Origin of the sequence: Phytohabitans maris (assembly GCF_031085175.1) — a bacterium.
GTDB classification, from domain to species: Bacteria; Actinomycetota; Actinomycetes; order Mycobacteriales; family Micromonosporaceae; genus Phytohabitans; species Phytohabitans maris.
Genome location: NZ_JAVHUY010000014.1, coordinates 75,246 through 98,379 on the forward strand (window position 1 = coordinate 75,246; position 23,134 = coordinate 98,379).

Annotated in this window: 19 protein-coding genes and 1 pseudogene; 10 read left to right on the forward strand and 10 right to left on the reverse strand. The window is 72.7% G+C overall.

What is annotated here, in order from left to right:
• Positions 1-103 precede the first annotated feature (103 nt).
• From RB614_RS16645 to RB614_RS16655, 3 genes are read right to left on the reverse strand one after another with little or no spacing between them, the layout of a single operon-like run.
• Entirely contained in the window at positions 104-1,123 is a 1,020-nt protein-coding gene (locus tag RB614_RS16645) for an ABC transporter transmembrane domain-containing protein (protein WP_308713415.1), read from the reverse strand.
• Positions 1,123-3,447 (reverse strand): ABC transporter ATP-binding protein, encoded by a 2,325-nt coding sequence (locus tag RB614_RS16650; protein ID WP_308713416.1) that lies wholly within the window; start codon positions 3,445-3,447, stop codon positions 1,123-1,125. Before RB614_RS16650 ends, RB614_RS16645 begins: the two co-directional genes overlap by 1 nt.
• Before the next feature lie 14 nt (positions 3,448-3,461).
• A complete protein-coding gene (locus RB614_RS16655) occupies positions 3,462-4,160 on the reverse strand; it encodes a sigma factor-like helix-turn-helix DNA-binding protein (protein WP_308713417.1) in 699 nt (232 codons plus the stop codon).
• Positions 4,161-4,526: 366 nt separating this feature from the next.
• Between RB614_RS16655 and RB614_RS16660 the strand changes: the two genes are divergently transcribed.
• Positions 4,527-4,775, forward strand: coding sequence for a hypothetical protein (locus tag RB614_RS16660; protein WP_308713418.1), 249 nt, complete (start codon positions 4,527-4,529; stop codon positions 4,773-4,775).
• A gap of 20 nt (positions 4,776-4,795) precedes the next feature.
• On the opposite strand, the gene RB614_RS16665 is transcribed toward RB614_RS16660, so the two are convergent.
• Complete coding sequence (locus RB614_RS16665) at positions 4,796-5,497, reverse strand: DUF6082 family protein (protein ID WP_308713419.1); 702 nt, start codon at positions 5,495-5,497, stop codon at positions 4,796-4,798.
• A gap of 62 nt (positions 5,498-5,559) precedes the next feature.
• On the reverse strand, positions 5,560-6,531 hold the full coding sequence (locus tag RB614_RS16670; RefSeq protein ID WP_308713420.1) for an aldo/keto reductase: 972 nt from the start codon (positions 6,529-6,531) through the stop codon (positions 5,560-5,562).
• 85 nt (positions 6,532-6,616) lie between these two features.
• On the opposite strand from RB614_RS16670, the gene RB614_RS16675 reads away from it, so the two are divergent.
• The 6 genes from RB614_RS16675 to mshC all read left to right on the forward strand — a co-directional run bounded on the left by RB614_RS16675 (position 6,617) and on the right by mshC (position 12,766).
• Positions 6,617-7,669, forward strand: coding sequence for an LLM class F420-dependent oxidoreductase (locus tag RB614_RS16675; protein ID WP_308713421.1), 1,053 nt, complete (start codon positions 6,617-6,619; stop codon positions 7,667-7,669).
• 67 nt (positions 7,670-7,736) lie between these two features.
• A complete protein-coding gene (locus tag RB614_RS16680) occupies positions 7,737-8,570 on the forward strand; it encodes an undecaprenyl-diphosphate phosphatase (protein WP_308713422.1) in 834 nt (277 codons plus the stop codon).
• 28 nt (positions 8,571-8,598) lie between these two features.
• The gene (locus RB614_RS16685) at positions 8,599-9,294 is read left to right on the forward strand and encodes an MSMEG_4193 family putative phosphomutase (RefSeq protein WP_308713423.1); all 696 of its coding nucleotides are present in this window, start codon (positions 8,599-8,601) and stop codon (positions 9,292-9,294) included.
• A gap of 43 nt (positions 9,295-9,337) precedes the next feature.
• Positions 9,338-9,934 carry a DUF3090 domain-containing protein gene (locus tag RB614_RS16690; protein WP_308713424.1) on the forward strand — a complete coding sequence of 199 codons (597 nt, stop codon included), beginning with the start codon at positions 9,338-9,340 and terminating at the stop codon, positions 9,932-9,934.
• Positions 9,935-9,938: 4 nt separating this feature from the next.
• Positions 9,939-10,757 carry an SCO1664 family protein gene (locus RB614_RS16695; RefSeq protein ID WP_308713425.1) on the forward strand — a complete coding sequence of 273 codons (819 nt, stop codon included), beginning with the start codon at positions 9,939-9,941 and terminating at the stop codon, positions 10,755-10,757.
• Positions 10,758-11,518: 761 nt separating this feature from the next.
• The gene (mshC, locus tag RB614_RS16700; protein WP_308713426.1) at positions 11,519-12,766 is read left to right on the forward strand and encodes a cysteine--1-D-myo-inosityl 2-amino-2-deoxy-alpha-D-glucopyranoside ligase; all 1,248 of its coding nucleotides are present in this window, start codon (positions 11,519-11,521) and stop codon (positions 12,764-12,766) included.
• A gap of 82 nt (positions 12,767-12,848) precedes the next feature.
• Here mshC and RB614_RS16705 read toward each other — a convergent pair whose 3' ends face one another.
• Together RB614_RS16705 and RB614_RS16710 are read right to left on the reverse strand one after the other, a co-directional pair.
• A complete protein-coding gene (locus tag RB614_RS16705; RefSeq protein WP_308713427.1) occupies positions 12,849-13,640 on the reverse strand; it encodes a GntR family transcriptional regulator in 792 nt (263 codons plus the stop codon).
• A gap of 151 nt (positions 13,641-13,791) precedes the next feature.
• A pseudogene (locus tag RB614_RS16710) lies at positions 13,792-14,652 on the reverse strand (PAC2 family protein); the annotation flags it as partial.
• A gap of 115 nt (positions 14,653-14,767) precedes the next feature.
• Between RB614_RS16710 and metH the strand changes: the two are divergent.
• Positions 14,768-18,283, forward strand: a complete 3,516-nt coding sequence (gene metH / locus RB614_RS16715; RefSeq protein WP_428983028.1) for a methionine synthase — start codon at positions 14,768-14,770, stop codon at positions 18,281-18,283.
• Here metH and RB614_RS16720 read toward each other — a convergent pair.
• Positions 18,270-18,806, reverse strand: coding sequence for a GNAT family N-acetyltransferase (locus RB614_RS16720; RefSeq protein WP_308713429.1), 537 nt, complete (start codon positions 18,804-18,806; stop codon positions 18,270-18,272). The two genes, metH and RB614_RS16720, sit on opposite strands and share 14 nt — an antisense overlap.
• Before the next feature lie 68 nt (positions 18,807-18,874).
• Here RB614_RS16720 and RB614_RS16725 point away from each other — a divergent pair, with 68 nt between their 5' ends.
• Positions 18,875-19,573 carry a neutral zinc metallopeptidase gene (locus tag RB614_RS16725; protein ID WP_308713525.1) on the forward strand — a complete coding sequence of 233 codons (699 nt, stop codon included), beginning with the start codon at positions 18,875-18,877 and terminating at the stop codon, positions 19,571-19,573.
• Between the two features lie 114 nt (positions 19,574-19,687).
• A complete protein-coding gene (locus tag RB614_RS16730) occupies positions 19,688-20,344 on the forward strand; it encodes an HAD family hydrolase (RefSeq protein ID WP_308713526.1) in 657 nt (218 codons plus the stop codon).
• Between the two features lie 84 nt (positions 20,345-20,428).
• Here the strand turns inward: RB614_RS16730 and RB614_RS16735 are convergent, their stop codons facing one another.
• The gene (locus RB614_RS16735) at positions 20,429-21,568 is read right to left on the reverse strand and encodes an alanine racemase (protein WP_308713430.1); all 1,140 of its coding nucleotides are present in this window, start codon (positions 21,566-21,568) and stop codon (positions 20,429-20,431) included.
• Positions 21,558-23,132, reverse strand: coding sequence for an IucA/IucC family protein (locus RB614_RS16740; RefSeq protein WP_308713431.1), 1,575 nt, complete (start codon positions 23,130-23,132; stop codon positions 21,558-21,560). The genes RB614_RS16735 and RB614_RS16740 overlap by 11 nt, the downstream gene beginning before the upstream one ends.
• Positions 23,133-23,134 lie beyond the last annotated feature (2 nt).

Genomic DNA, 23,134 nt, shown 5'->3' on the forward strand with positions numbered 1-23,134 from the left:
ATTGCCTTAACGGCACCACCCTCTGAGCCCGCACTCGTGGCGTATGCGGTGGCGCGCCACTGGGCCGCGACCACGATGTCCCGCCGCCCACCCCTCGCGGCTGTCATGTCTCCTGCCGCGCGGCAGGCGGGCGGACCACGCTACCGAAGCAGCGGCGGCCGACGCGCCGCCATGCCGCGACCGCCCGGCGACCCTCGCCTAACGCACCCAGGACCACCTGGAGCGGCGCGATCGTCGCGACCATGACCAGCAGGAATGCCGCCAGCTGGCCCAGCGTCATCTGGCTCGCAGCACCGAGCGCGGCGCCGGCCACGAGCACGGCGGTCAACGCTACTCCCGCGGTCACCTCGCCGGCGGCCAGCGCGAGCGCCTTGATCCGCGAGGACCGTACCTGGCTGGCACGGCGGAGCCCGGCCGCGTGCTCGGCGCGGGCCTGCACCACGCGGCGTTCCTCGTCGGTGTGCGCCCACTGCGACCGCATGACCACTTCGGTGATCGCGGCGCGTACCTCGAGGCTCCGCCGCCGGATCGCGAAGAAGCCGCTGTGTGAGGATCGCCGGTAGATGTGGAGGCAGGCGAGGATCGGCAGGAGCGTGGTGGCGGCGACCGCAGTGAGCTTCCAGGAGTAGAGCACCATCACGACCAGCGCCACGGCGAGTTGGGCGGCGTTGGTCAGTAGCGACGGCCCGCCCCACCGGATGAAATGGCTCGCCCGCTCGATGTCGTCGACCATCCGTCGCGCCGTCTCAGGATGGGCGGGCGCGTCGGCCGGTTGCTCGGCCAGGTGGCGGAACGCCCGTACTCGGACGTCGTCGAGGAGCACCTCGCTGCGACGGACGAGACGGGAGGTCAGCAGGTACGCGCTCAGCGCCGAGACGGTCAGGACGAGCGCGGCGAGCGCGACGACCAAGCCGACGAGGCCGGCGTCCGATATGCCCGCCCCGGTCCGGTGGCGGTCGAGGAGCTGCTGGATCGCGACCGGTACGGCGATCGTGCCAGTCGCGGCCGAGGTGGCGACCAACACGGTGCCGACGGCACCGGCGACGCCCGCGCCGAGCCAGAGCAGCGGCGCGGCCCAGATGCCGCCGCTGTCACCCCGCCTGGAGCCGTGCCGGACACCCATCACGTCCCCGCCTTCGCGCCTATGGAGGTGGCGTTCGCAGTATGGTCGGGCGACCACATGTAGGACGCCGCTGCTTCGAGTTCCTCGACCGGACCGTGTCGCGTGATTGGCCACGCGCTCACCGGGGACAACGCGGCACGGGTGGCCGTCGCGCGCCGCGTCGGGCGAGGCCGGCCGGGCGTCGCGGAAGGCGTCCGGCGAAACATCTCCGCGTACGACGGCTCGTCCGTGATGAGTGACCGGTGGGTGCCGGCGGTGACCTCGCCCGAGGCGCGCACGTAGACGACGGTGTCAGCGGTCCGCAGCAGCGGCGGGGGGCCAGCCACGACGACGAGCGTGGTTTCCTTGGTCGCCCGGATCTCCGCCAAGGCGCCGGACCAGTAGCCCTCGGTCGGCAGCTCCAGCACCAGCAGCCCGGGCCGGCTGACCATCGCACGGGCCAGCGCGAGTGGGTAGCCGAGGTGCTCTAGCAGCGGACTGCGGATGTCAGTGTGCAGGCCGTCCGGCAGGCGGAGGTCCACGGCACGGGTGACGAGCCGCAGCGCACGCCAGAGTGCCTCCTCGCGGGCGTCTGGGCGTCCGGCGGCGAGGTAGTCCCTGAGCGAACCGGAGGGCGGGCCGGAGGTTCGCGGCACATAGGCGATCCTGGAGCTGATCGAGTCGCGGCTCGCCGCACGTATGTCCAAACCAGACACCGCCACGACGCCCCGCTCGGGGTCGACCAGGCGGGCGGCGAGCCGGCCGATGGCCGATGCCGCCGCCGCGGAGGGGCCGACGACCACGGCGAGGCTACCGGCCTGCACGTCCAGGCTCACCGACCGCAGGAGCATTCCCTTGCGCGGGGCGAAGTGGACGTCCTCGAAGCGGACCGTGGCCGCGCCGGCCTGGATCGCGCCCGGGCCGTAGGTCATGTCGCCGCGGACGTCGAAGATCCGCCGTACCCGCTCCCAGCCCTTTACGCCCCGGGGGACCTCGGCGAGCACCGAGCCCACGGCGAGGATCGGCCAGGAAAGCGAGGTGAAGAGGAAGACCGCGCTGACCAGGTCGGCAGTGTTGTCCGCGCTCGGCGGCCGGCCCAGGCTGGCGGCGAGCGCGGCCAGGGCGCCAATGGCGGGGAGCGCGTCTAGTACTGGGAGGAACGCGCCGCGCAGCCGTCGTACCCGGATCATCACCTCGCGGAGCTGCTCAGAGGTCGCGGTGAACGTGGGTACGACGTCGCGGGTAGGCGATCCGCTTCGGACCCCGGGACCCGGCGCGGCGAAGGTCTGCTGGGTGATCTCGAAGACCCGGTCGCGCAGCGTCTTGGCCAGGCGTACGTGTGGGCCGACGCGGCGCAGGAAGACCACGTTGACGGCGATGAGCGTGACCAGTAGGCCGACCCCGATGAGTGCAAATAGCCAGTCCAGCAGCCAGAGCCCCGCCGCAGCGGCGACGAGGAGCACAAGGCCGCCGACCGCGAGCGGGAGCGGGGCGAGCGGCCGCCAGGCTGCCTTGGTCGCCACGTCCGTTGTCGCCACGAGATGTTTCGGCGACTGCCGCTGGTGCCAGGTGACGGGGAGGCTCAGGAACCGGTCCAGCAGCGCGCGCTGGTGGGTAGCCTGGAGCCGTACCCGCATCGTGCGCACCGCCACTCTGTGCACGAACAGCCCACCGGCCCGGGCCGCGAACACACCGAGCGCGGTCACCGCCGTCATCGCGGCCGAGGATGGATCGATGTGCCCACTGGCGACGGCCGGCTGCCAGACGCCGCCGACTACGGCGTTGAGGACGCCGGCGATCGCGGCGGACGAGAGGCCGAACACCACCGCGCCGACGACGACCAGTGCGAAGGTCAGCGGCTCGCCCTTGACCGCCCGGCAGAGCAGCCGTACCCCGTCGACTAGGGGAGGGCGCGCGGCCCTTGCCGGCCGGGTCGGGGCGGGTGGCGCCGAGGCGACGGCGTCCTCCCCGGCGGCCCGCAGTGCCTCCCGCGCCGCGAGGACCGCCGCGCCCGACAGCCGGCGGCCGGTGGTGGGCAACCAGGCCGGGCGGCCGCGCCGCTCGGCGGCCGTTTCTAGGAACTCGCGGAGGGTGGCCCGCGCCTGCGCCTCGTAGTCGGGGTCGCGGGCGAGCTCGACCATGTCAGCGACCCCGACGTCCTGGTCACGCGGGTGCGGACTGGTCACGAGGCCGAGAGCGGTGAGGTAGGCGATGTAGCGGGCGTCATCGCCGCGGTCCATGGCCGCGGCGACCGCGCGGGCGGCCACGGCCGCGGGCGGGGAGTCCTGGCCGCGCCCACGAGGCCGGCGCTGGTCGACAACGTCGGGTGAATGTCCTGGTGTCATAGTTTCCTCGTTGGTCACGAATCCCCCCGCCTTCGCAGTTTTTCCCGCAGGCGCCGCAGCTTTCCCTCGACGGCCCTGGGCGTGGTGCCGAGCTTGTCGGCGATCTCTTCCTGCGTGTAGCCCTCGATCGTCAGTTCGGTGATAGTGGCCTGTACGCCACGGATGCCTCTCTCGTCCATGACCTCACGGAGCGCGCCGGGACGCTCCCCGACGTCGATTGTGGTGATGCCGGCCTGGTCCGGTATGGAATCCACCGGCGTCTCCTCCTTCGGCCGGCGGTGGTTGACCGCTTCCCGGTAGGCGTTGCTGAAGCACAACTTGCAGGTGTTGACGAAGTACGTCGCCATGCGGGTCTCGCCGCCGGGGCGCCACCCGTACCCCTCGAGCGCATTGCGGCGAAACAGCCTGAGCGCATGAGTGATGGTCAGCCCGACGAGATGTTCGATCTCGTCGCGGGTCATTTCGTGCAGCGTCTGGGTGAGCCCGGGCACCGGGCGGCCAACCTCTTGGAGCACGACATGGATGTGGCCGCTGTAGATGAAGCCGAGCAACACCTTGGCGCTGTGCTTGGCCAGCTCCGTCGCCACAGCCTCGTAGGTCCGGCCCGCGAAGCCTTCGTCCCGGACCTGGGCCCAGAGGGTGTGCTCCCTGCCGCCCTTCTCGTTGATGATCTGCGGAATCCGCATCACGTTGATGCGGACAGGGCCGGTCACCGGCGCGCCCGCGCCGCGTCGGCGGGAGAGTCACAGCTGTCCACGCGACACCCTTCGTGCTCATGAACATTCCGCAATGACGGCTGGGCGAGGGGAACCCGGCGGTGACGCGCACGGGTCTCGGAAACCCCGGAAGCGTCGGGAGATGCATGTCAGGCCTTAGGTGCCGGCCGTCGGCGCTAACCCACGGGTAGGGCCGAGAAGTGACGTGGGTCACGGTCAGAGCGTCCATTGTGACCTGTGCCACCCGGCGCGGGGGACGCGCCTCGCCGGTACCTAGATCTTGGGTGCACGACGACAATGCCGAACACCGCTCGACCATGGCGGTGCCGGCGTCCACCACAACCGATCGGAGAGCCCGAACCCATGGCCAAGATCTTGACCATCGCGCGCCGGCTGGGCCCGTCACCCAGATCGCGGGGCAGCATCGACGAGCACACCTGCCCCGACATCTTCGAGTTGGGCGACGGGCGCTTCGCCGTCATCGGCACCGACATGACCAGCGAGCTCGACGGCGCGCTGCCGGCGGATGCGGGCCGTGCCGACTACGAGCGGATCGTCGTGATCAGCCGCGACACGCTGGTGATGGCGCGGGCGGAGATCCCCTTCGCGTGACGAGCCAGCGGGGCGGGAGGTCAGGAGGCCGGTCCGCCCGCCCCGCGTTCGTACTCGGCGCACACGTCGTCGGCGATCCGCCCGATGCGCCACGGGTCGGTGCCTGGCACCTGGATTCGTCGCCGCGCCGAGGCCGGCGCGAGCCAGTACTCCCGCATGATCGGGTTGGCGAAGAGGTAGCGCAGAAGCTCCCTGACCTGTTCATCCGTGTAGCCGCCGACGACCATCGAGAGGGACATGTGCTGGAAGACCAGGTTGGCGTAAAGCAACTGCCGGCGGCGATCGTCGCCAGCGGTGTCCGGGTCGGGCCAAACGTCCGCAAGTATGGGGTCGTCGATGCTCATCTTGATCAGCTCGAAATGCAGCATCCGCATGCCAGCGTCGGCGCTGCGGCGCAGCTCCTCGCTGGACCGCTCGATCGCGTTCCGCTGCAGGTGCAGCTCGGTCCGTTGCAGATTGAGCTCGCGGTACTGGATCCAGAGCGTCGCCACTAGCGCGACGAAGGCCATGCCGGACAGGACACTGCTCAGCACCCCGAACGCGGCGCCGACGTCGGCCCATCGGCGCCAGACCTCGGGGCTCTCGATCGCCCCGGTCGCGGCGACCGCGATCACACCAGCCGCGAGGAGCGCGGCCATGAGGGTGACGGTGATGGCGGCTGCGGTCACCGCAGCGGCGGTCCGCATCCGTACTCGCCTGGGAGGGTCCGTGTCGTCGCTCATGGTGGTCGCCTCGCTACTGTTCGCGATATCGACCAGTGTGAGGACGAAGGGCAAGGGGGAAGCTAGCCCTCGCGTTCGGGATAACCCAGCGGAATCGCGGACACGTCGTCCAGGGCCTGGGTGATCTCGGCGGGGAGCGTCATCTGCTCCACCGCGAGGGCGCCCAGCAGCTGCCCGACCGTGCGGGCGCCGAGGATCGGGGCGACCACGCCGGGCCGGTCGCGCACCCAGGTCAGCGCCACCTCCAGCGGCGACACGCCGAGCCCGCCCGCGGCGGTGACCACCGCCTCGACGATGCTGGAGCAGCGCGGCTCCAGGTACGGCGCGACGAACGGCTCGAAGTGCGGGCTCGCCGCCCGGGAGTCGGCGGGGCGGCCGTTGCGGTACTTGCCGGTCAGCACCCCGCGCCCCAGCGGTGACCAGGGCAGCAGCCCCAGCCCGAGGGTGGCGGCGGCCGGCACGACCTCGCGCTCGACGCCGCGTTCCAGCAGCGAGTACTCCATCTGGGTGGCCACGATCGGGGCCCGGCCGGGGAACGCGGCCTGCCAGGTCGCGGCGCGGGCGGTCTGCCAGGCGGAGAAGTTGGAGACGCCGACGTACCGCACGCGGCCGCTGGAGACCGCGTGGTCCAGGGCGGTGAGCGTCTCCTCCAGGGGCGTCTCGGTGTCGTACCCGTGCACCTGCCACAGGTCGACGTGGTCGGTGCCGAGCCGGCGCAGCGACGCGTCGAGGCTGCCCAGCAGGTGGCCGCGGGAGCCGTCGCGGCGGCGGGCGGTGCCCGGGCGCAGGCCGGCCTTGGTGGCGATCAGCAGGTCCTCGCGGGCGACCAGCGAGCCGAGCAGCTCGCCGATCACCGCCTCGGCCTCGCCGTCCGCGTACACGTCGGCGGTGTCGACGAGGTTGCCCCCCGCGTCGAGGAAGCTTTTGAGCTGTGCGGCCGCGTCGTCGGCGTCGGTGTCCCGACCCCACGTCATGGTGCCGAGCGCGAGCCGGGACACCGCCAGCCCGCTGCGCCCGAGCGGTCGCTGCTGCATGGGTGAACCTTATTCAGTCCCGTGTCACTGTCCAGAGGCACCGGCTGATTGCGTACCCTGGTGCGACTTCGACGTTGGGGGCGCTGTGCGGTTAGGACTGACTCTCGGGTACCAGACGGCGTGGACGACGCCCGCCGACCACCTGGCCATGGCCCAGGCGGCCGAGCGGCTCGGCTACTCGGTGGTGTGGGCGGCCGAGGCCTACGGGTCCGACTCGCCCAGCACGCTGGCCTGGATCGCCGGGCAGACCACCACGATCGACGTGGGCAGCGCGGTCATGCAGATCCCGGCCCGGACCCCGGCGGCGACCGCGATGACCGCCGCCACGATCGACTCGCTCTCCGGCGGCCGGTTCCGCCTCGGCCTGGGCGTCTCCGGGCCGCAGGTGTCGGAGGGGTGGCACGGGGTGCGGTTCGCCAAGCCCCTGGCCCGCACCCGGGAGTACGTGGAGATCGTCAAGATGGCGATCGCCCGGCAGACCGTCTCGTACCAGGGCGGGCACTACACGCTGCCGCTGCCGGACGGCCCGGGCAAGGCGCTCAAGCTCGGCTTCCACCCGCCCCGCTCGCACATCCCGATCTACCTCGCCGCGGTCGGCCCGAAGAACCTGGAGCTGGCCGGCGAGATCGCCGACGGGTGGCTGGCCGTCTTCTTCGCCCCGGACGCCGCCGCCGAGCAGCTGGCCGCCGTGGCCGCCGGGCGGGCGAAGGCGGGGCTGGACCTCAAGGGCTTCGACGTGGTGCCCAGCGTGCCCGCGGCGGTCGGTGACGACGTCGCCTCCTGCGCCGAGCTGGTCCGCTGGTACGCGGCCCTCTACGTCGGCGGCATGGGCAGCCGGGAGACCAACTACTACAACCAGCTGGCCGCCCGGATGGGGTACCCGGACGAGGCGCGCGAGGTGCAGGACCTGTACCTGGCCAAGCGGCACCGGGACGCGGCCGCGGCGGTGCCGCTGGAGTTCATCGACCGCACCTCGCTGCTCGGGCCGAAGGAGCGGGTCGCCGAGCGGCTCGTGGCGTACGCGGAGGCCGGGGTGACCACCTTGTCCGTCTCGCTCTTCGCGGGTGACGCGGAGAGCGGCATCCAGACCCTCGAGACCGTCGCCGAGGCACTGGACCTGTCGGGGGTCGGCGAATGAGCGAGCGAATCACCAGGCTCAGCCCGATTGGTGCCTCGTGCCGGCCCGGAGCGAAGCGAGGACGGGCATGACCTGGGTCGAGGCGATCGTGCTGGGGATCGTGCAGGGGCTCACCGAGTTCCTGCCGATCAGCTCCTCGGCGCACCTGCGGATCACCTCCGCGCTCTTCTTCGACGAGGACGCCGGCGCGTCGTTCACCGCGGTCACCCAGCTCGGCACCGAGGCGGCCGTGCTGATCTACTTCGCCAAGGACATCTACCGGCTGGCAAGGACCTGGATCGTCGGGCTGTGGGACCGTTCGGTGCGCTCCACACTGGACTACCGCATGGCCTGGTACGTGATCATCGGCTCGATCCCGATCGGCATCTTCGGCTTCCTGTTCAAGGACCAGATCCGCTCCGCCGCGCGCAACCTGTACCTGGTCTCCACCACGCTCATCGTGTTCGCGCTGATCCTCGCGTTCGCCGAGTACTGGGGGCGCAAGACCCGCACGATCGAGCAGTTCACGATGAGGGACGGCGTCGTGATGGGCTTCGCCCAGGCGATGGCGCTGATCCCCGGCGTCTCCCGCTCGGGCGGGGTCGTCACCGCCGGCCTGCTGCTCAACCTGACCCGGGAGACCGCCACCCGCTACTCGTTCCTGCTGGCCATCCCGGCCGTGGTGATGTCCGGCGTCTTCTCCATCCCGGACGTCTTCGACAAAAGCGGGGAGGGGCTCACCCCGTCCGGGGCGCAGATGGTCGTGGCGACGCTGATCGCGTTCGTACTCGGGTACGCCTCGATCGCGTGGCTCCTGCGCTATGTCGCGCATCACACCCTGTACGCCTTCGTGCTGTACCGGGTGGCGCTCGGCAGCCTCGTCCTCTGCCTCCTCGCCGCCGGCACGATCACCGCTACGTAGCGCGCGACGGGTCGTAGGGTGGGGGATCGTGGCTACTGTGCTGCTGCTGCGCCACGGGCGCACGACGGCGAACGCGGACGGAGGGCTCGCCGGGCGCCGTCCCGTCGAGCTGGACGAGACCGGCCGGGCGCAGGCCGCCGCCGTGGGCCAGCGGCTCGAGGCGGTGCCGCTCGCCGCCGTCGTCAGCAGCCCGCTCGTCCGGTGCCGGCAGACCCTCGACATCGCGCTGCCCGCGGCGCAGGTCGCGGTCGAGGAGGGGTTGACCGAGTGCGGGTACGGGGAGTGGGAAGGCCAGCCCCTCAAACGGCTCGCCAAGGATCCACTGTGGCCGGTCGTGCAGCAGCACCCGAGCGCGGCCGTCTTCCCGGGCGGGGAGGCGATGGCCGCGATGGCGGCGCGGGCGGCCGCGGCGGTCCGCCGGTGGGACGCCCGGGTCAGCGCCGAGCACGGGCCGGACGCGCTCTGGCTGGCGTGCAGCCACGGCGACGTGATCAAGGCGATCGTGGCGGACGCGCTCGGCGTACACCTGGACCTGTTTCAACGGATCGTGGCCGACCCGGCCTCGCTGACCGCGATCAGCTTCACCCCGACGCGCCCGTTCCTGCTCCGCCTCAACGACACCGGCGGCGATCTGGCCGGCCTGGTCCCCCCGAAGCGGCGCCGGCCGCGCCGCGCCCGGCCGGCCGACTCGGACGCCGCCGTGGGCGGCCGGGCCGGTGGCTGAACGCACTGCACAGACCGACCGCCCTACGGATAGGGTCTTAGGTATGACCCACCAGGTGCACGCCTTCGAGCCGCCGGAGCGGTTCGTCGCTGGGACCGTGGGCCCGCCGGGGGAGCGGACGTTCTTCCTCCAGGCCCGCGGGGGTGGCCGGCTGGTCAGCGTCGCCCTGGAAAAGGTGCAGATGACGTTGCTGGCCGAAAAGCTGGAGGAGCTGCTGGCCGAGGCGCACCGCCGGTTCGGCGCGGAGCTGCCCGAGGCGCCCGCGGCCCTGTCCGACAACGAGCCGCTCGACACGCCGGTGGACGAGGAGTTCCGGGTCGGCACGCTCGGCCTCGCCTACGACGTCGACACCGCCACCGTGGTCATCGAGGCGATCGCGGCCGGCGAGTCGGAGGTCGAGCTGGAGCTCGGCGGCGGCGCGGAGCTGGCCGACGAGGACGAGGACGACGAGGACGACGACGAGGAGCCCGACGACGACCTCGACCGGCTGCGGGTGCGGCTGACACCGGCCGCCGCGCGGGCGTTCATCGACCGCGCCCGGCGGGTGCTCGCGGCCGGGCGGCCGCCCTGCCCGCTCTGCGGCCAGCCGCTCGACCCGCGCGGCCACCTCTGCCCGCGGCACAACGGCTACCACCGCTGAGTCGATGACCGAGCTGGACGTGCAGCCGGTGCTCGACGAGGCGGACGCGCTGCGGCTGCTGCGGCACGGCGAGTTCGAGCTGGAGGGGCGGCTGGTCGACGCCTCCAACACCACGCTGCGCGGCTTGCTCACCCTCGACGGGGTGACCGCCCGCTGCGTGTACAAGCCGGTCCGCGGCGAGCGGCCGCTCTGGGACTTCCCGGACGGCACCCTGGCCGGGCGGGAGGTCTCCGCCTACCTCGTCTCCCGCGCCACCGGCTGGCGCCTGGTCCCGCCCACCGTGCTGCGCGACGGGCCGCTCGGCGCCGGCGCCTGCCAGCTCTGGATCGACGAGCCGGAGGACGGCGAGCAGATGGTCGGCTTCGTGCCGGCGTTCGAGCTGCCGATCGGCTGGTTCCGGATCGCGTCGGCGCGCGACGAGGAGGGCAACGCCTACGCCCTGGCCCACGCCGACGACCCCCGCCTGGCCCGGATGGCCGTCTTCGACGCGGTCATCAACAACGGCGACCGCAAGGGCGGCCACGTCCTGGTCGGGGCGGACGGGCAGGTGTTCGGCGTCGACCACGGCGTGAGCTTCAACGTCGACGACAAGCTCCGCACCGTGCTGTGGGGCTGGACCGACGCCCGCCTGCCCGACGAGGCGGTCGAGGTGCTGGAGCGGCTCGGCCCGGCCCTCGACACCACGCTGGGTGAGCAACTCGCCGTCCACCTCACCCTCGCCGAGGTCCGCCGCACCCGCGAACGGGTCGGCACGCTGCTGGCCGCGGGGCGCTTCCCCGGCCCGTCCGAGGACTGGCCCGCCGTCCCCTGGCCCCCCATCTAGGCCCTCGCCGACTTCCCCGGCCTCCAGGTCAGGCGACTGTGCGCCACGCACGACCGGGACGGTGGCCTCCTCGATCGACAGCTCCAGGCACGCACGCGCGCCGATCCCGCCGCTACCGCGACGTCCGCGGTGGTCCGGGCGGTTGCGCGGGTGCGTTCTCGTGGCTTCGCCGTCTGTGGCTGGTGGTCCGGCCTGGTTGCCGCGGCGGGTTGGGTTCGGCGTCGGGTGGCGGATCGGATCGTGGTACCTGGGTGCCCTCAGGGGGGCAGTGGAATACCACGATCGCCGGCTGAAGTCGGGTTCGGGCCGCGCCGCAGGGGTGGCAGTGATCGTTCGCCCGTTCTCCGCGTGACTCGGTGGGCAGGACGCGGGTTTGGCGTTGGGTTCGGACCCGTCCGCGGACGTTGCGGTACCTGATGGCTTGGAATAGGTCATCTGGTACAGCCAAGCACCACGATCCGGTAGATCGTGGTACGGATCCGCCCACCCAGGGGCAACTGCGTACCACGATCTCGGCGGCCGCCCGGGCCGGTCGATGGGGTGGGGCGGGACCAGACGCGGAGGGTGAGGCTGCGGGAAAGCACCCCAAGAAAACGTGGAGCGCAGCGGAGCGTTCTCTTGGGGGCCCCGCGCGACGGTCCGGACCACGGCGGGCGTCGCGGTGGCTCGAAGAATCTCGGTCTCGGCTGTTCGGTTGGTTTGCGGTCGGCGGGACGTCGGTCGCGGCGGTGGCGGTCCCGCCGCTGGATAGGCTGGCCGGCATGGAATCTTGGACCGGCCACGAGGTGCCGCGGCTGCCCGGCAGCGGCCAGCCGCTCGCGTTGTTCGACTCGGCGCGGCAGGCCGTGCACTTCACCGGAGGCCCGTCCGGCGCGCGGACGATCTACGTGTGCGGCATCACACCGTACGACGCGACGCATCTGGGGCACGCGGCCACGATGATCACGTTCGACCTGGTGCAGCGGGCGTGGCGGGACGCGGGGCACGACGTCACCTATGTGCAGAACGTGACCGACATCGACGACCCCCTCCTGGAGCGGGCCGCCCGCGACGGCGAGGACTGGATCGTGCTCGCGATGCGCGAGACCGCCCTCTTCCGCGAAGACATGGAGTCGCTGCGGATGATCTCGCCGGCGCACTACGTGGGCGCGGTCGAGTCGATCCCGGCGATCGTGGAGAAGGTGGCCGCCCTGGTCGACCGCGGCGCCGCGTACCGCCTCGACGACGGCACCGGCGACGTCTACTTCGACGTGGCCGCGGCGCCCGACTTCGGGTACGAGTCCAACCTCTCCCGCGAGCAGATGCTCGCCTTCTTCGCCGAGCGCGGCGGCGACCCGGAGCGCCCCGGCAAGCGCGACCCGCTCGACCCGCTGCTGTGGCTCGGTGCCCGGGACGGCGAGCCGGCGTGGGCCGGCGGGCAGTTCGGGCCGGGGCGGCCGGGCTGGCACATCGAGTGCGCCTCGATCGCGCTGGACCTGCTCGGCCAGACCATCGACGTGCAGGGCGGCGGCAACGACCTGCTCTTCCCGCACCACGAGTGCTCGGCGGCGCACGCCGAAACGCTCACCGGCGTCGCCCCGTTCGCCCGCCACTACGTGCACGCCGGCATGATCGGTCTCGACGGCGAGAAGATGTCGAAGTCGCAGGGCAACCTGGTCTTCGTCTCCCGCCTGCGGGCCGACGGTGTCGACCCGATGGCGGTGCGCTTGGCGCTGGTGGCCGACCACTACCGCGCCGACCGGCAGTGGACCGACGACCTGCTCAAGACCGCACAGCAGCGCCTGGCCCGGTGGCGCGCGGCCGCCGCGGCGGCGTCCGGCCCGTCGGGGGCGGAGCTTCTGGCCGGGGTACGGGCGAGGGTCGCCGACGACCTCGACACTCCCGGTGCGCTGGCGCTGGTGGACGAGTGGGCCGACCGGGCGCTGGCCGGTGGCGGTTCCGCCGACGACGCGGACGCTGCGCAGCTGATGGCCCGCACGGTCGACGCGCTGCTCGGGGTGCGCCTCTAGCCGGCGCCCGCTTCGTGATCGAAGCTCCCCTCATGCCGTTCTAGCGACGTGGGGGGAGCTTCGATCACGAAAGGGGGTGGCGTCAGCCGAGCGCGAGGCCTGGATCGGGGTCGGGGTCGGGCGTGGGCGCCGGGATCCTGTACTCCTCGGTCAGCGTCGTCATCGGCCCCGGCCAGGTCGCCTGGGCCACCTCGACCGGCTTGTGCCGCTCGTCGAACGCCACGTGCAGCAGGTGCAGCACCGGCGTGTCCGGCCGGATCTGCAGGATCTCCGCCTCCTCGCGGCTGGGCTGGCGGGCGCTGATCGTGTCGCTCGCCGAGACGTACCGCCGGCCGGTCACCTCCTCGGCCTCCTGGTAGAGCGGCCGCCCGAACGCCTCCCGCCGTTCCAGGCTGGTGCCGCCCGCGTCGTCCACCCGGAACCAGGACGCGCCCACCTCGACCGGCACGTCGTCGGTGCGCACCACGTAGCGGCGCACGACGAGCTCGGTGCCGTCGCGCACCCCGAACGCGTCGGCCACCTCGGGCGGCGCCGGTGCCCGCCCCACGTCGGCGAGGTGCTGGCGGTACCGGGCGGCCAAGTCGGCGTGGTAGCCGCGGTGCACGCCGTAGCGGCCGCGGGAGAGGCGGTTGAGCCGGCGCCGGGTGCCCCGTACATAGGTGCCGGAGCCCGGCTTGGTGATCAGCAGCCCTTCCACCCGCAGCTGGTCCACGGTGCGCTGCACGGTCTGCTTCGCCACCCCGAACATCTCCGCGATGGCCGGGATGCTGGGCAGCCGCTCGCCGGGCGCCCAGTCGCCGCGCCGGATCCGCTCCCGCAGCTGCGCCGCGATCTGCCGATGCGGGAACTCCGCCGCCCCCGGGTTGATACTCATAGTTTCCTAGGATGCCTTACGGGTGTGCCGCGCCGCACGCGACACGCCAAGCGAGGACACAGGCTTCCGCCCGTGATCGAAGCTCCCCCCACGTCGCTAGAACGGCGTGGCGGGAGCTTCGATCACGAACGGGTGGGCGGGGCGACCCGGGGCCGGCCGTCGGGCCGGCGGAGCCGCCGCGGCGGCGCAGGTACTTTTCGAACTCCTGGGCGATCTCGTCGCCGGTCAGGGGCTGGATGCCGGCGTCGCCGACCCGCTCCTCGAGCTCGCGGACGTACTCGCCGAGCTCGGCGTCCTGCTCGGCGGCCGCGCGGACCCGCTGCTCCCACTCGGCGGCCTCCTCGGCCAGGTCGGCCATCGGGACCGGCAGGTCGAGGACGTCCTCGACCCGGTGCAGCAGCGCCTGGGTGGCCTTGGGGCAGGGCGGGTTGTTGGCGTAGTGCGGGACGTGCACCCAGAACGAGACGGCGTCGACCTCGGCGCGGGTGCAGGCGTCCTGCAGGACTCCGACGATGCCGGTGGGGCCGTCGTAGCGGGTGGGGGTGAGGCGGTAGCGCTCGGCGGCGTCCTTGTCGGAGGCGCTGCCGCTGATCGGCAGGGGCCGGGTGTACGGCACGTCGGCCAGCAGCGCGCCGAGCAGCACCACCCGCTCGATCTCCAGGCTGTGGCACAGCTCCAGCACCTGCTCGCAGAAGGTGCGCCAGCGCATGCTCGGCTCGATGCCGCGGATGAGCACGACGTCGCGCTCGGTGCCGGGGGGCTTGGCGACCATGAAGCGGGTGGTCGGCCACTCGATGCGGCGGGTCTCGCCGTCCGCCATGGTGATCGTGGGGCGGCTGACCTGGAAGTCGTAGAAGTCCTCCGGGTCCAGCGCCGCTATCTGCCTGGCCTCCCACACCTGTTCCAGGTGCTCGACCGCCGCCGTGGACGCGTCGGCGGCGTCGTTCCACCCCTCGAACGCGGCGATGGCCACGGGCGAGCGCAGCACCGGCAGGCCGTCAAACTCGGTCACATGTCTCAGACTACGTGTCGGAGCGTGCGCATACCCGATGGCGTGCCGTCCGGGCGGGTCGGGGGCCGCGCCGCCGGGCGGCCTGGGGCACTAACCTTGGACCGTGCCGAACTCGCTGCTTGACGCGCTCGCCGACCGCATCCTCATCGCCGATGGGGCGATGGGCACCATGCTGCAGGCCGCTGACCTGGACGTCGATGACGACTTCCAGGGTCTGGAGGGCTGTAACGAGGTGCTCAACGTGACCCGTCCGGACGTGGTGCGGGGGGTACACGAGGCATACTTCGCGGCCGGGTCCGACTGTGTCGAGACGAACACGTTCGGCGCCAACCTCGCGGCTCTCGGTGAATACGACATCCCGCACCGGATCTTCGAGCTGTCCGAGGCGGGGGCGCGGATCGCGCGGGAGGCGGCCGACCGCTTCTCGACGCCGGAGCGGCCGCGGTTCGTGCTCGGGTCGATCGGGCCGGGCACCAAGCTGCCGACGCTGGGCCACGCGCCGTACGCGGCGCTGCGCGACGCGTACCAGCAGAACGCGGCCGGGCTGATCGCCGGCGGCGCCGACGCGCTCATCGTGGAGACCTGCCAGGACCTGCTGCAGACCAAGGCGGCGGTGATCGGGGTACGGCGGGCCGCCGCGGAGGCCGGCCGGCACCTCCCGCTGATCTGCCACGTGACCGTGGAGACCACCGGCACGATGCTGCTGGGCAGCGAGATCGGGGCGGCGCTGACCGCGCTGGAGCCGCTCGGCGTCGACCTGATCGGCCTCAACTGCGCCACCGGCCCGGCGGAGATGACCGAGCACCTGCGCTACCTGTCGCAGCACGCGCGGGTGCCGCTGTCGGTGATGCCGAACGCCGGCCTGCCCGAGCTGACCGCCGACGGTGCCCGCTACCCGCTGACCCCGCGGGAGCTGGCGGAGGCCCTCGACAGGTTCGTCAACGAGTACGGCGTCTCCCTGATCGGCGGCTGTTGCGGCACCACGCCGGAGCACGTGCGGGTGGTGTCGGAGCGCCTGGCCGGGGCGCGCGCGGCGGCGCGGCGGCCGGCGGTCGAGGCGGGGGTGTCGTCGATCTACCACCACGTGCCGTTCGAGCAGGACGCGAGCGTGCTGATGGTCGGTGAGCGGACCAACGCGAACGGGTCGAAGGCGTTCCGCGAGGCGATGCTCGCCGGTGACTACCAGGCCTGCGTGGAGATCGCCCGGGGGCAGGCGCGGGACGGTTCGCACCTGCTCGACCTCTGCGTCGACTACGTGGGGCGCGACGGCGCCCGGGACATGCGGGAGCTGGCCGGCCGGTTCGCGACCGCCTCCACACTGCCGATCATGCTGGACTCGACCGAGCCGGCGGTGATCGAGGCGGGGCTGGAGATGCTCGGCGGCCGCTGCGTGGTCAACTCGGTCAACTTCGAAGACGGTGACGGGCCCGAGTCGCGGTACGCGCGGGTGATGCCGATCGTCAAGGAGCACGGCGCCGGTGTGGTGGCGCTCTGCATCGACGAGGAGGGGCAGGCGCGCACCGCGGAGTGGAAGGTGCGGGTCGCCTCCCGCCTGATCGACGACCTGACCGGCCGGTGGGGGCTGCCGGTCACGGACATCCTGGTCGACTGCCTGACGTTTCCGATCTCGACCGGGCAGGAGGAGACCCGCCGCGACGGCATCGAGACGATCGAGGCGATCCGGGAGATCGCCAAGCGGTACCCGGGGGTCAACTTCACCCTGGGTATCTCGAACGTCTCCTTCGGTCTCAACGCGGCCGCCCGGCAGGTGCTCAACTCGGTGTTCCTGAACGAGTGCGTCGAGGCGGGGCTGACCAGCGCGATCGTGCACGCCAGCAAGATCCTGCCGATGTCGAAGATCCCCGAGGAGCAGCGGTCGGTCGCGCTCGACCTGGTGTACGACCGGCGGCGCGAGGGGTACGACCCGCTGCAGCGGTTCATCGAGCTGTTCGAGGGCGTCGACGTGGCGTCCGCGCGGGCCAACCGGGCGCAGGAGCTGGCGGCGCTGCCGCTCGACGAGCGGCTCAAGCGGCGGATCATCGACGGCGAGCGCAACGGCCTGGAGGCCGACCTCGATCTCGCTTTGTCGGAGCGCTCGGCGTTGGTGATCATCAACGACATCCTGCTCGACGGGATGAAGGTGGTCGGCGAGCTGTTCGGGTCGGGGCAGATGCAGCTGCCGTTCGTGCTCCAGTCGGCCGAGGTGATGAAGACCGCGGTGGCTTACCTGGAGCCGCACATGGACAAGGCCGAGGACGGTGGCAAGGGGCGCATCGTGCTGGCCACGGTCCGCGGCGACGTGCACGACATCGGCAAGAACCTGGTCGACATCATCCTCTCCAACAACGGGTACGAGGTCGTCAACATCGGCATCAAGCAGCCGATCAACGCGATCCTCGACGCGGCCGAGCAGCACCAGGCGGACGCGATCGGCATGTCCGGGCTGCTGGTCAAGAGCACCGTGATCATGAAGGAAAACCTCCAGGAGATGGCCGCGCGCGGGGTCGCCGGCCGGTGGCCGGTGCTGCTGGGCGGTGCGGCGCTCACCCGCGCGTACGTGGAGGACGACCTCCGCTCGATGTTCGCCGGCGAGGTGCACTACGCGCGGGACGCGTTCGAGGGGCTGTCGCTGATGGAGCGGGTGATGGCGGCCAAGCGCGGCGAGGCGCCGATGGTCGACCCGGCCCGCGAGGCGGCGCTGGCCGCGCGGAAGGCGCGCCGGGAGCGGCAGCGGGCGGTGGTCAGCGAGTCGCTGCCGGAGCTGAGCGACGACTCGGTCCGCTCCGACGTGGCCAGCGACGTCGACGTGCCCACGCCGCCGTTCTTCGGCACCCGGGTCGTCCGCGGGGTGCCGCTGGCCGACTACGCGGCGCTGCTGGACGAGCGGGCGACGTTCCTGGGGCAGTGGGGGCTGCGCGGCTCCCGCGGCGGCTCCGGCCCCAGCTACGAGGAGCTCGTGGAGACCGAGGGGCGGCCGCGGCTGCGGTACTGGCTGGACCGGTTGATCTCCGACAAGGTGCTGGAGGCGGCCGTGGTGTACGGCTACTTCCCCGCCTATTCGGAGGGGAACGACCTGGTCGTCCTGGACGAAAACGGGCACGCCGAGCGGGCCCGGTTCTCGTTCCCGCGGCAGCGGCAGGAGCGGCGGCTCTGCCTGGCCGACTTCTTCCGCCCCCGCTCGGCGTCCGCTCCCGGCGACCTGGACGTCGTGGCGTTCCAGCTGGTCACGGTCGGGCACCCGATCAGCGAGTACACGGCGAAGCTGTTCGCCCGCAACGAGTACCGCGACTACCTGGAGGTGCACGGCCTGTCGGTGCAGCTGACCGAGGCGCTGGCCGAGCACTGGCACAAGCGCATCCGCACCGAGCTGGCGCTGCCGGGCGGCGGCACGGTCGCCGACAGCGACCCGACCGACCTGGCCGGCCTGCTGCGCACCGACTACCGCGGCTGCCGGTACGCGTTCGGCTATCCGGCCTGCCCCGACCTGGAGGACCGGGCGAAGGTCGTCGACCTGCTCGGCGCCGACCGGATCGGTGTGCAGCTGTCGGAGGAGTTCCAGCTCGTCCCGGAGCAGGCCACCGACGCGATCGTCGTCCACCACCCCGACGCCAACTACTTCAACGCCAAGTAGCGGGGGTTTGCTGGGGGCGGACCAGGCTGTACATGGCCATGTCGCGCCAGCGGCCGCCGCGAAACTGGGTGGCGCGTAGGACGCCTTCGCGGGCGAAGCCGGCCTTTTCCAGAGCGCGCTGCTCGGCGAGGTTCTCCACGTCGGTGTACGCCTCGACGCGGGGGGACGGGCTGGTGTCGAGCAGGTACGCGGCCAGGCGTTTCTGGGCCAGCGTGCCGACCCCCGCGCCGCGGTGCTCGGGGAGCAGGGCGATGCCGATGGTCCAGCACCACCAGTCCGGTGCGCCGTACCGCGTCTTGGTCCAGACGACGTTGCCGGCGGCGGCGCCGTCGTGTACGACGATGAGGCAGCCGCCGTCCGGGGTGATCAGGCCGTTTTCGTCGAAGCGGCGCCGGATGGCGTGGACGTCGCGAAAGCCCGACCAGTTGAAGTCGCCGCCCGCCTCGGGCTCCACCGCCTGCCGCTCGAACAGCCAGAAGTCGGCCGCGGTGGCCGGCCTGAGCAGCACCCGCGCCTCGTCCACGGGCACAGCGTAGACGCGCGGGCGGGGCTTGGCGGTTGCGGCGCGAGGGTACAAACGGGACCGTGACGATGCGGTGGGTGCGGCTGGGCGGCCTGGTGCTGGCGCTGTTCGCGGCGGCGTGTTTCGTGGGGACCGACGACGGGGGTGAGCCGCCGCCCGAGGCGCCGCCGGCGTCGGCGGGGACGCCGGGGCGGCAGGAGGACGGCACGATGACCGTCGAGGAGTTCCAGCGGGACATCGAGGGCGCGGTCGAGGTGGCCGAGGGGTACTGGGGGCAGCGGGTGCGCGGCTTCGAGCCGGTGCGGCGGATCGTGCCGTACCGGCAGGAGGGGGACGTCGCCTGTGGCGGCCAGCCGTTGACCCGTAACAACGCGGCGTACTGCTCGGCGGGGGACTTCATCGCGTACGACGTGAACTGGGCGGTCGGCGCCTTCCGCCAGATCGGTGACGCGTTCGTCTTCTACCTGCTCGGCCACGAGTACGCGCACGCGGTGCAGGCCCGGCTGGGCATCCAGAACCGGTTCACGATCCAGCAGGAGCTGCAGGCCGACTGCATGGCCGGCGCGTACATCGGTGACTCGGTGAAGGACGGCACCCTGACGCTTGACCGGGGTGACGTCGACGAGCTGCGGCAGGGGCTGCTGGCGGTGGGTGACGACCCGAGCCAGCCGTGGTTCGCGCCGGGCGCGCACGGCACGGCGCGGCAGCGCACGGACGCGTTCTTCGAGGGGTACGAGGGGTCGCTGGCCCCCTGCGACGTCGGCTGAGCCGGGCCGCGTCGGGTGAGGCGTCGGCCACAGCCGCCGGGTCGCCGCCGCCGTCCCGGCGGCGGATCGGGGAGGATCGTGGCTGTGACGCAGAGCAGGCCGGGGCTGGCCGCCGTGTTGTTCGACATGGACGGGACGCTCGTCGACAGCGAGCGGTTGTGGGACGTCGCCCTCCGCGAGCTGGCCGTCGAGTACGGCGGGAGCCTGTCCGACGCCGCCCGGGTGGCGATGGTGGGCGGGGACGCCACGACGTCGATGCGGATCCTGCACGCCGACCTCGGCCAGCAGTGGCGTGACCTGGCGACGAGCCAGGCGTGGGTCGCCCGGCGGATGGGCGAGCTGTTTCGCACCGGGCTGGTGTGGCGGCCGGGCGCGCTGGCGCTGCTGCTGGCGGTGCGGGCCGCCGACCTGCCGACCGCGCTCGTCACGTCGACGGCGCGGCCGCTGGTCGAGATCGCGCTGGAGACGCTGGGGCGCGACAACTTCGACGTGGTGGTCGCCGGTGACGAGGTGCGCGCCCCGAAGCCCGACCCGGAGCCGTACCTGCTGGCCGCGCGGCTGCTCGGCGTCCCGATCGAACGCTGCGTGGCCATCGAGGACTCGCGCGCCGGGGTGGCGAGCGCCCTGGCGTCGGGTGCGGCGGTGCTGGGCGTGCCGAGCGAGGTCCCGCTCGACCCGGTCGAGGGGCTGCACCTGCTGGAGACGCTGGCCGGTGTCGACCTGGCCCTGCTCGGCGACCTCCTCGCCCGCGCCGAGGCCGCCCGCCCCTGACCCGCGAGGAAGTCGATGTGATCGAAGCTCCCCTGAAGTCGTTAGAACGACTTCAGGGGAGCTTCGATCACCGGCGGGGTGCGGTCAGAGGACGAGGAAGTCGGGGTGGGGGTGGCGCAGGTAGTCGTGGTGGGAGATGTCCCAGCCGTACGCGCCGGCGTTGCCGAAGACCAGCACGTCCCCGACCCGCAGGCGGTCTACGCGCTGGGCGCGGGTGAGCACGTCGCGGGGGGTGCAGAGCTCCCCGACCGCGTCGACCTCGACGTCGCCGACCTCGGGGCGGGGGAAGTCGTACGGCCACGGGTCGCGGGGCAGGACGGTGAACGGGTGGCTGTAGCCCCAGGCGGCCGGTAGCCGGAAGTGGTGGGTGCCGCCGCGCAGGACGGCGAACCAGCGGCCGTGGGTGTGCTTGAGGTCGAGGACCTCGGCGGCGTACCAGCCGGCGCCGGCGGCCAGGAAGCGGCCCGGCTCGAACACCAGCCGTACGCCGGGCGGTGGTGGCTGGGCGCGCAGGCGGGGCAGCTCGAGAGCCGCTTGGGAGGTGTAGTCGATCCCGAGCCCGCCGCCGACGTTCACATAGGACAGTGGGATGCCGAGGCGCGCGGCGGCCGCCACCGACCAGTGGACGGCGTCGTCGACGAAGGCGGTGTGTGCGTCGGCGTCGAGGTTGTTGGAGACGGCGTGCAGGTGGAAGCCGACCACCCGCAGCCGGGGCAGGGTGGCGGCGAGGGCGGCGGCCGCGGGCAGCTGGGCCTCGTCGATGCCGAACGGGGTGGGCGCGCCGGTCATCCGGTGGGTGCCGCCGGGGGTGCCGCCGGCCCGGTTGACCCGTAGCGCGATGTCCAGCGGGGCGGTGGCGAGGGCGGCGAGGCGGCGCAGTTCGAGGACGCCCTCCACGTGCACGAGCGCGCCGGCCAGGATCGCGGCACGCAGTTCGTCGTCGGTCTTGGCCGGGCCGCCGAACGCGATCGTGCGGGCGCCGGCCGCCACCGCCTGGGCGAGCTCGCCGCCGGAGGCGACCTCCAGCCCGTCGCAGGCTCCGGCCAGCGCCGAGACGACGGCGGGGTGGCCGTTGGCCTTGATCGCGTACAGCAGGGTCGCGCCGGGCGGGAGTGCCGCGCGCAGGGCCGCGGCGGTGGCCCGCAGGGTGCCGGTGTCGTAGACGTACGCGCAGACCGGTGAGGGGCGGCCGGCGAGGGCGGCGTGGACGGGTTCAGGGAGCATGCAGCGGGTTCCGGACCGGGATGTACACGTCGCCGGCGCCGGTCAGCCGCATCCGGACCAGGGCCTTGTGCGGCACCCGCGGGGCGGTGAACGCGGCGTGGTCGGCGGCCGCGGCGCGGGCGGTGGCCGGGTCGGCGCGCAGCGGCTCGTACGTCTCGTCGACCACCTCGCGTACCGCCCGCCAGGCGGCCGCCTCGTCCAGCCCGTGGCGGGTCAGGGCGATGACGAGCTCGCCGAGGTGGGCTTGGAAGGCGGTGTAGCCGAGCTTGGCGCGCATCGTGTACAGGTCGTCGGTGCCGATCACCGAGCCGGGCCAGAGGGTGAGCTGGGCGCCGGTGGCGGCCAGGCGGGGGCGGTGCAGGCGCAGGCCGGCCAGGTCGCGCAGCACGAGCCGGTGCGGGACGCCGGCGACGAAGGTGGGCAGGCAGTTCTGCAGGTGGGCTTCGAGCGCGATGCCGTGGCGGGTGGCCAGGCGCAGCAGCGGCGGCAGCACCAGCCGGGCGTAGTCGGTGAGGAAGGCGAGCGGGCCGCCGCCGTGCTCGTCGAGCAGGTCGCCGGCGAGCAGGGGGAGGGCGCTGCCGGGGACGACGCGTTCGCCGCCGGCGAGGTGGGCGGTGAGGCCGTCGCGGAGGATCGCGGAGGCGTCGCGGCTGCCGTCGAGGGCGGCGCCGGCGGTCTCGGCGAGCAGCGTCACCCGTTCCTCGGCGGCGAGGAGGCGGGTCAGGAGGGTGGAGAGGGCGGGGCCGTTGTGGGTGCTGGCGACGGAGATGCTGCGCCGGCTGGAGGTGACCTGGATGTCGAGGGAGAGCTTGAGGTAGCGCCCGTCGGGCAGCAGCAGGGTGCGCAGGGCGGCGGTGGGTACGGCCGGGACGTCGCCGTCGAGGATCCGCACCTCGGGGTGGCGGCGGGCGAGGACGGCGTCGCGTTGCCAGGCGTGCACGGGTTGCGCGACGAAGCCGCGAGGAGCGTCGACCCCCAGCAACGCGCCCAGGTCGTCGCCGACGTGGGCGTCGCGGGGCAGGGCCACGAACCCGATTCTCGTGGTGCCGGCCTCCAGGTCGTGGGCGAGCACGTCGTCGACGTTCCAGCCGATCCGGGTGCGGCCGCAGGGGTGCAGGTTGTGGCCGTCGATCGCGAGCCGTTCCAGGGCCACGGCCTCGGCGTCGGGACCGTCGCCGGCGGGGTCCACCGAGGACCGGCGGGCGTAGGCGATCGCGAGGTTGGCGACCGCGTTGGCGAGCTCGGCGGCGAGCGTCCACCCGCGACCGTCCACGATGGAGGAGGGGAGCAGGTCGACCGGGTCGTCCGCCGGCACCGCCTCGAACTCGACCCGGTCGAACGCGTGCCGGTGACCGCGGCCGTCGTACCGGATGCGGGTGTCGGCGAAGTCCTCGCGCCAGAGCGCGCCGAGGAGCCGGCGCCCGACGGCGGCCGCGGCCTGTGGCAGCGCGGCCCGGAACGCCGCGCGGAGCTGGGGGGCGTGCACGGCCAGGTGGCTCTCGGTGTGGGCGGCCGCGTCGCGGACGGTGCCGGGCGAGTAAGCGCACACGGTCAGATCGGTCAACT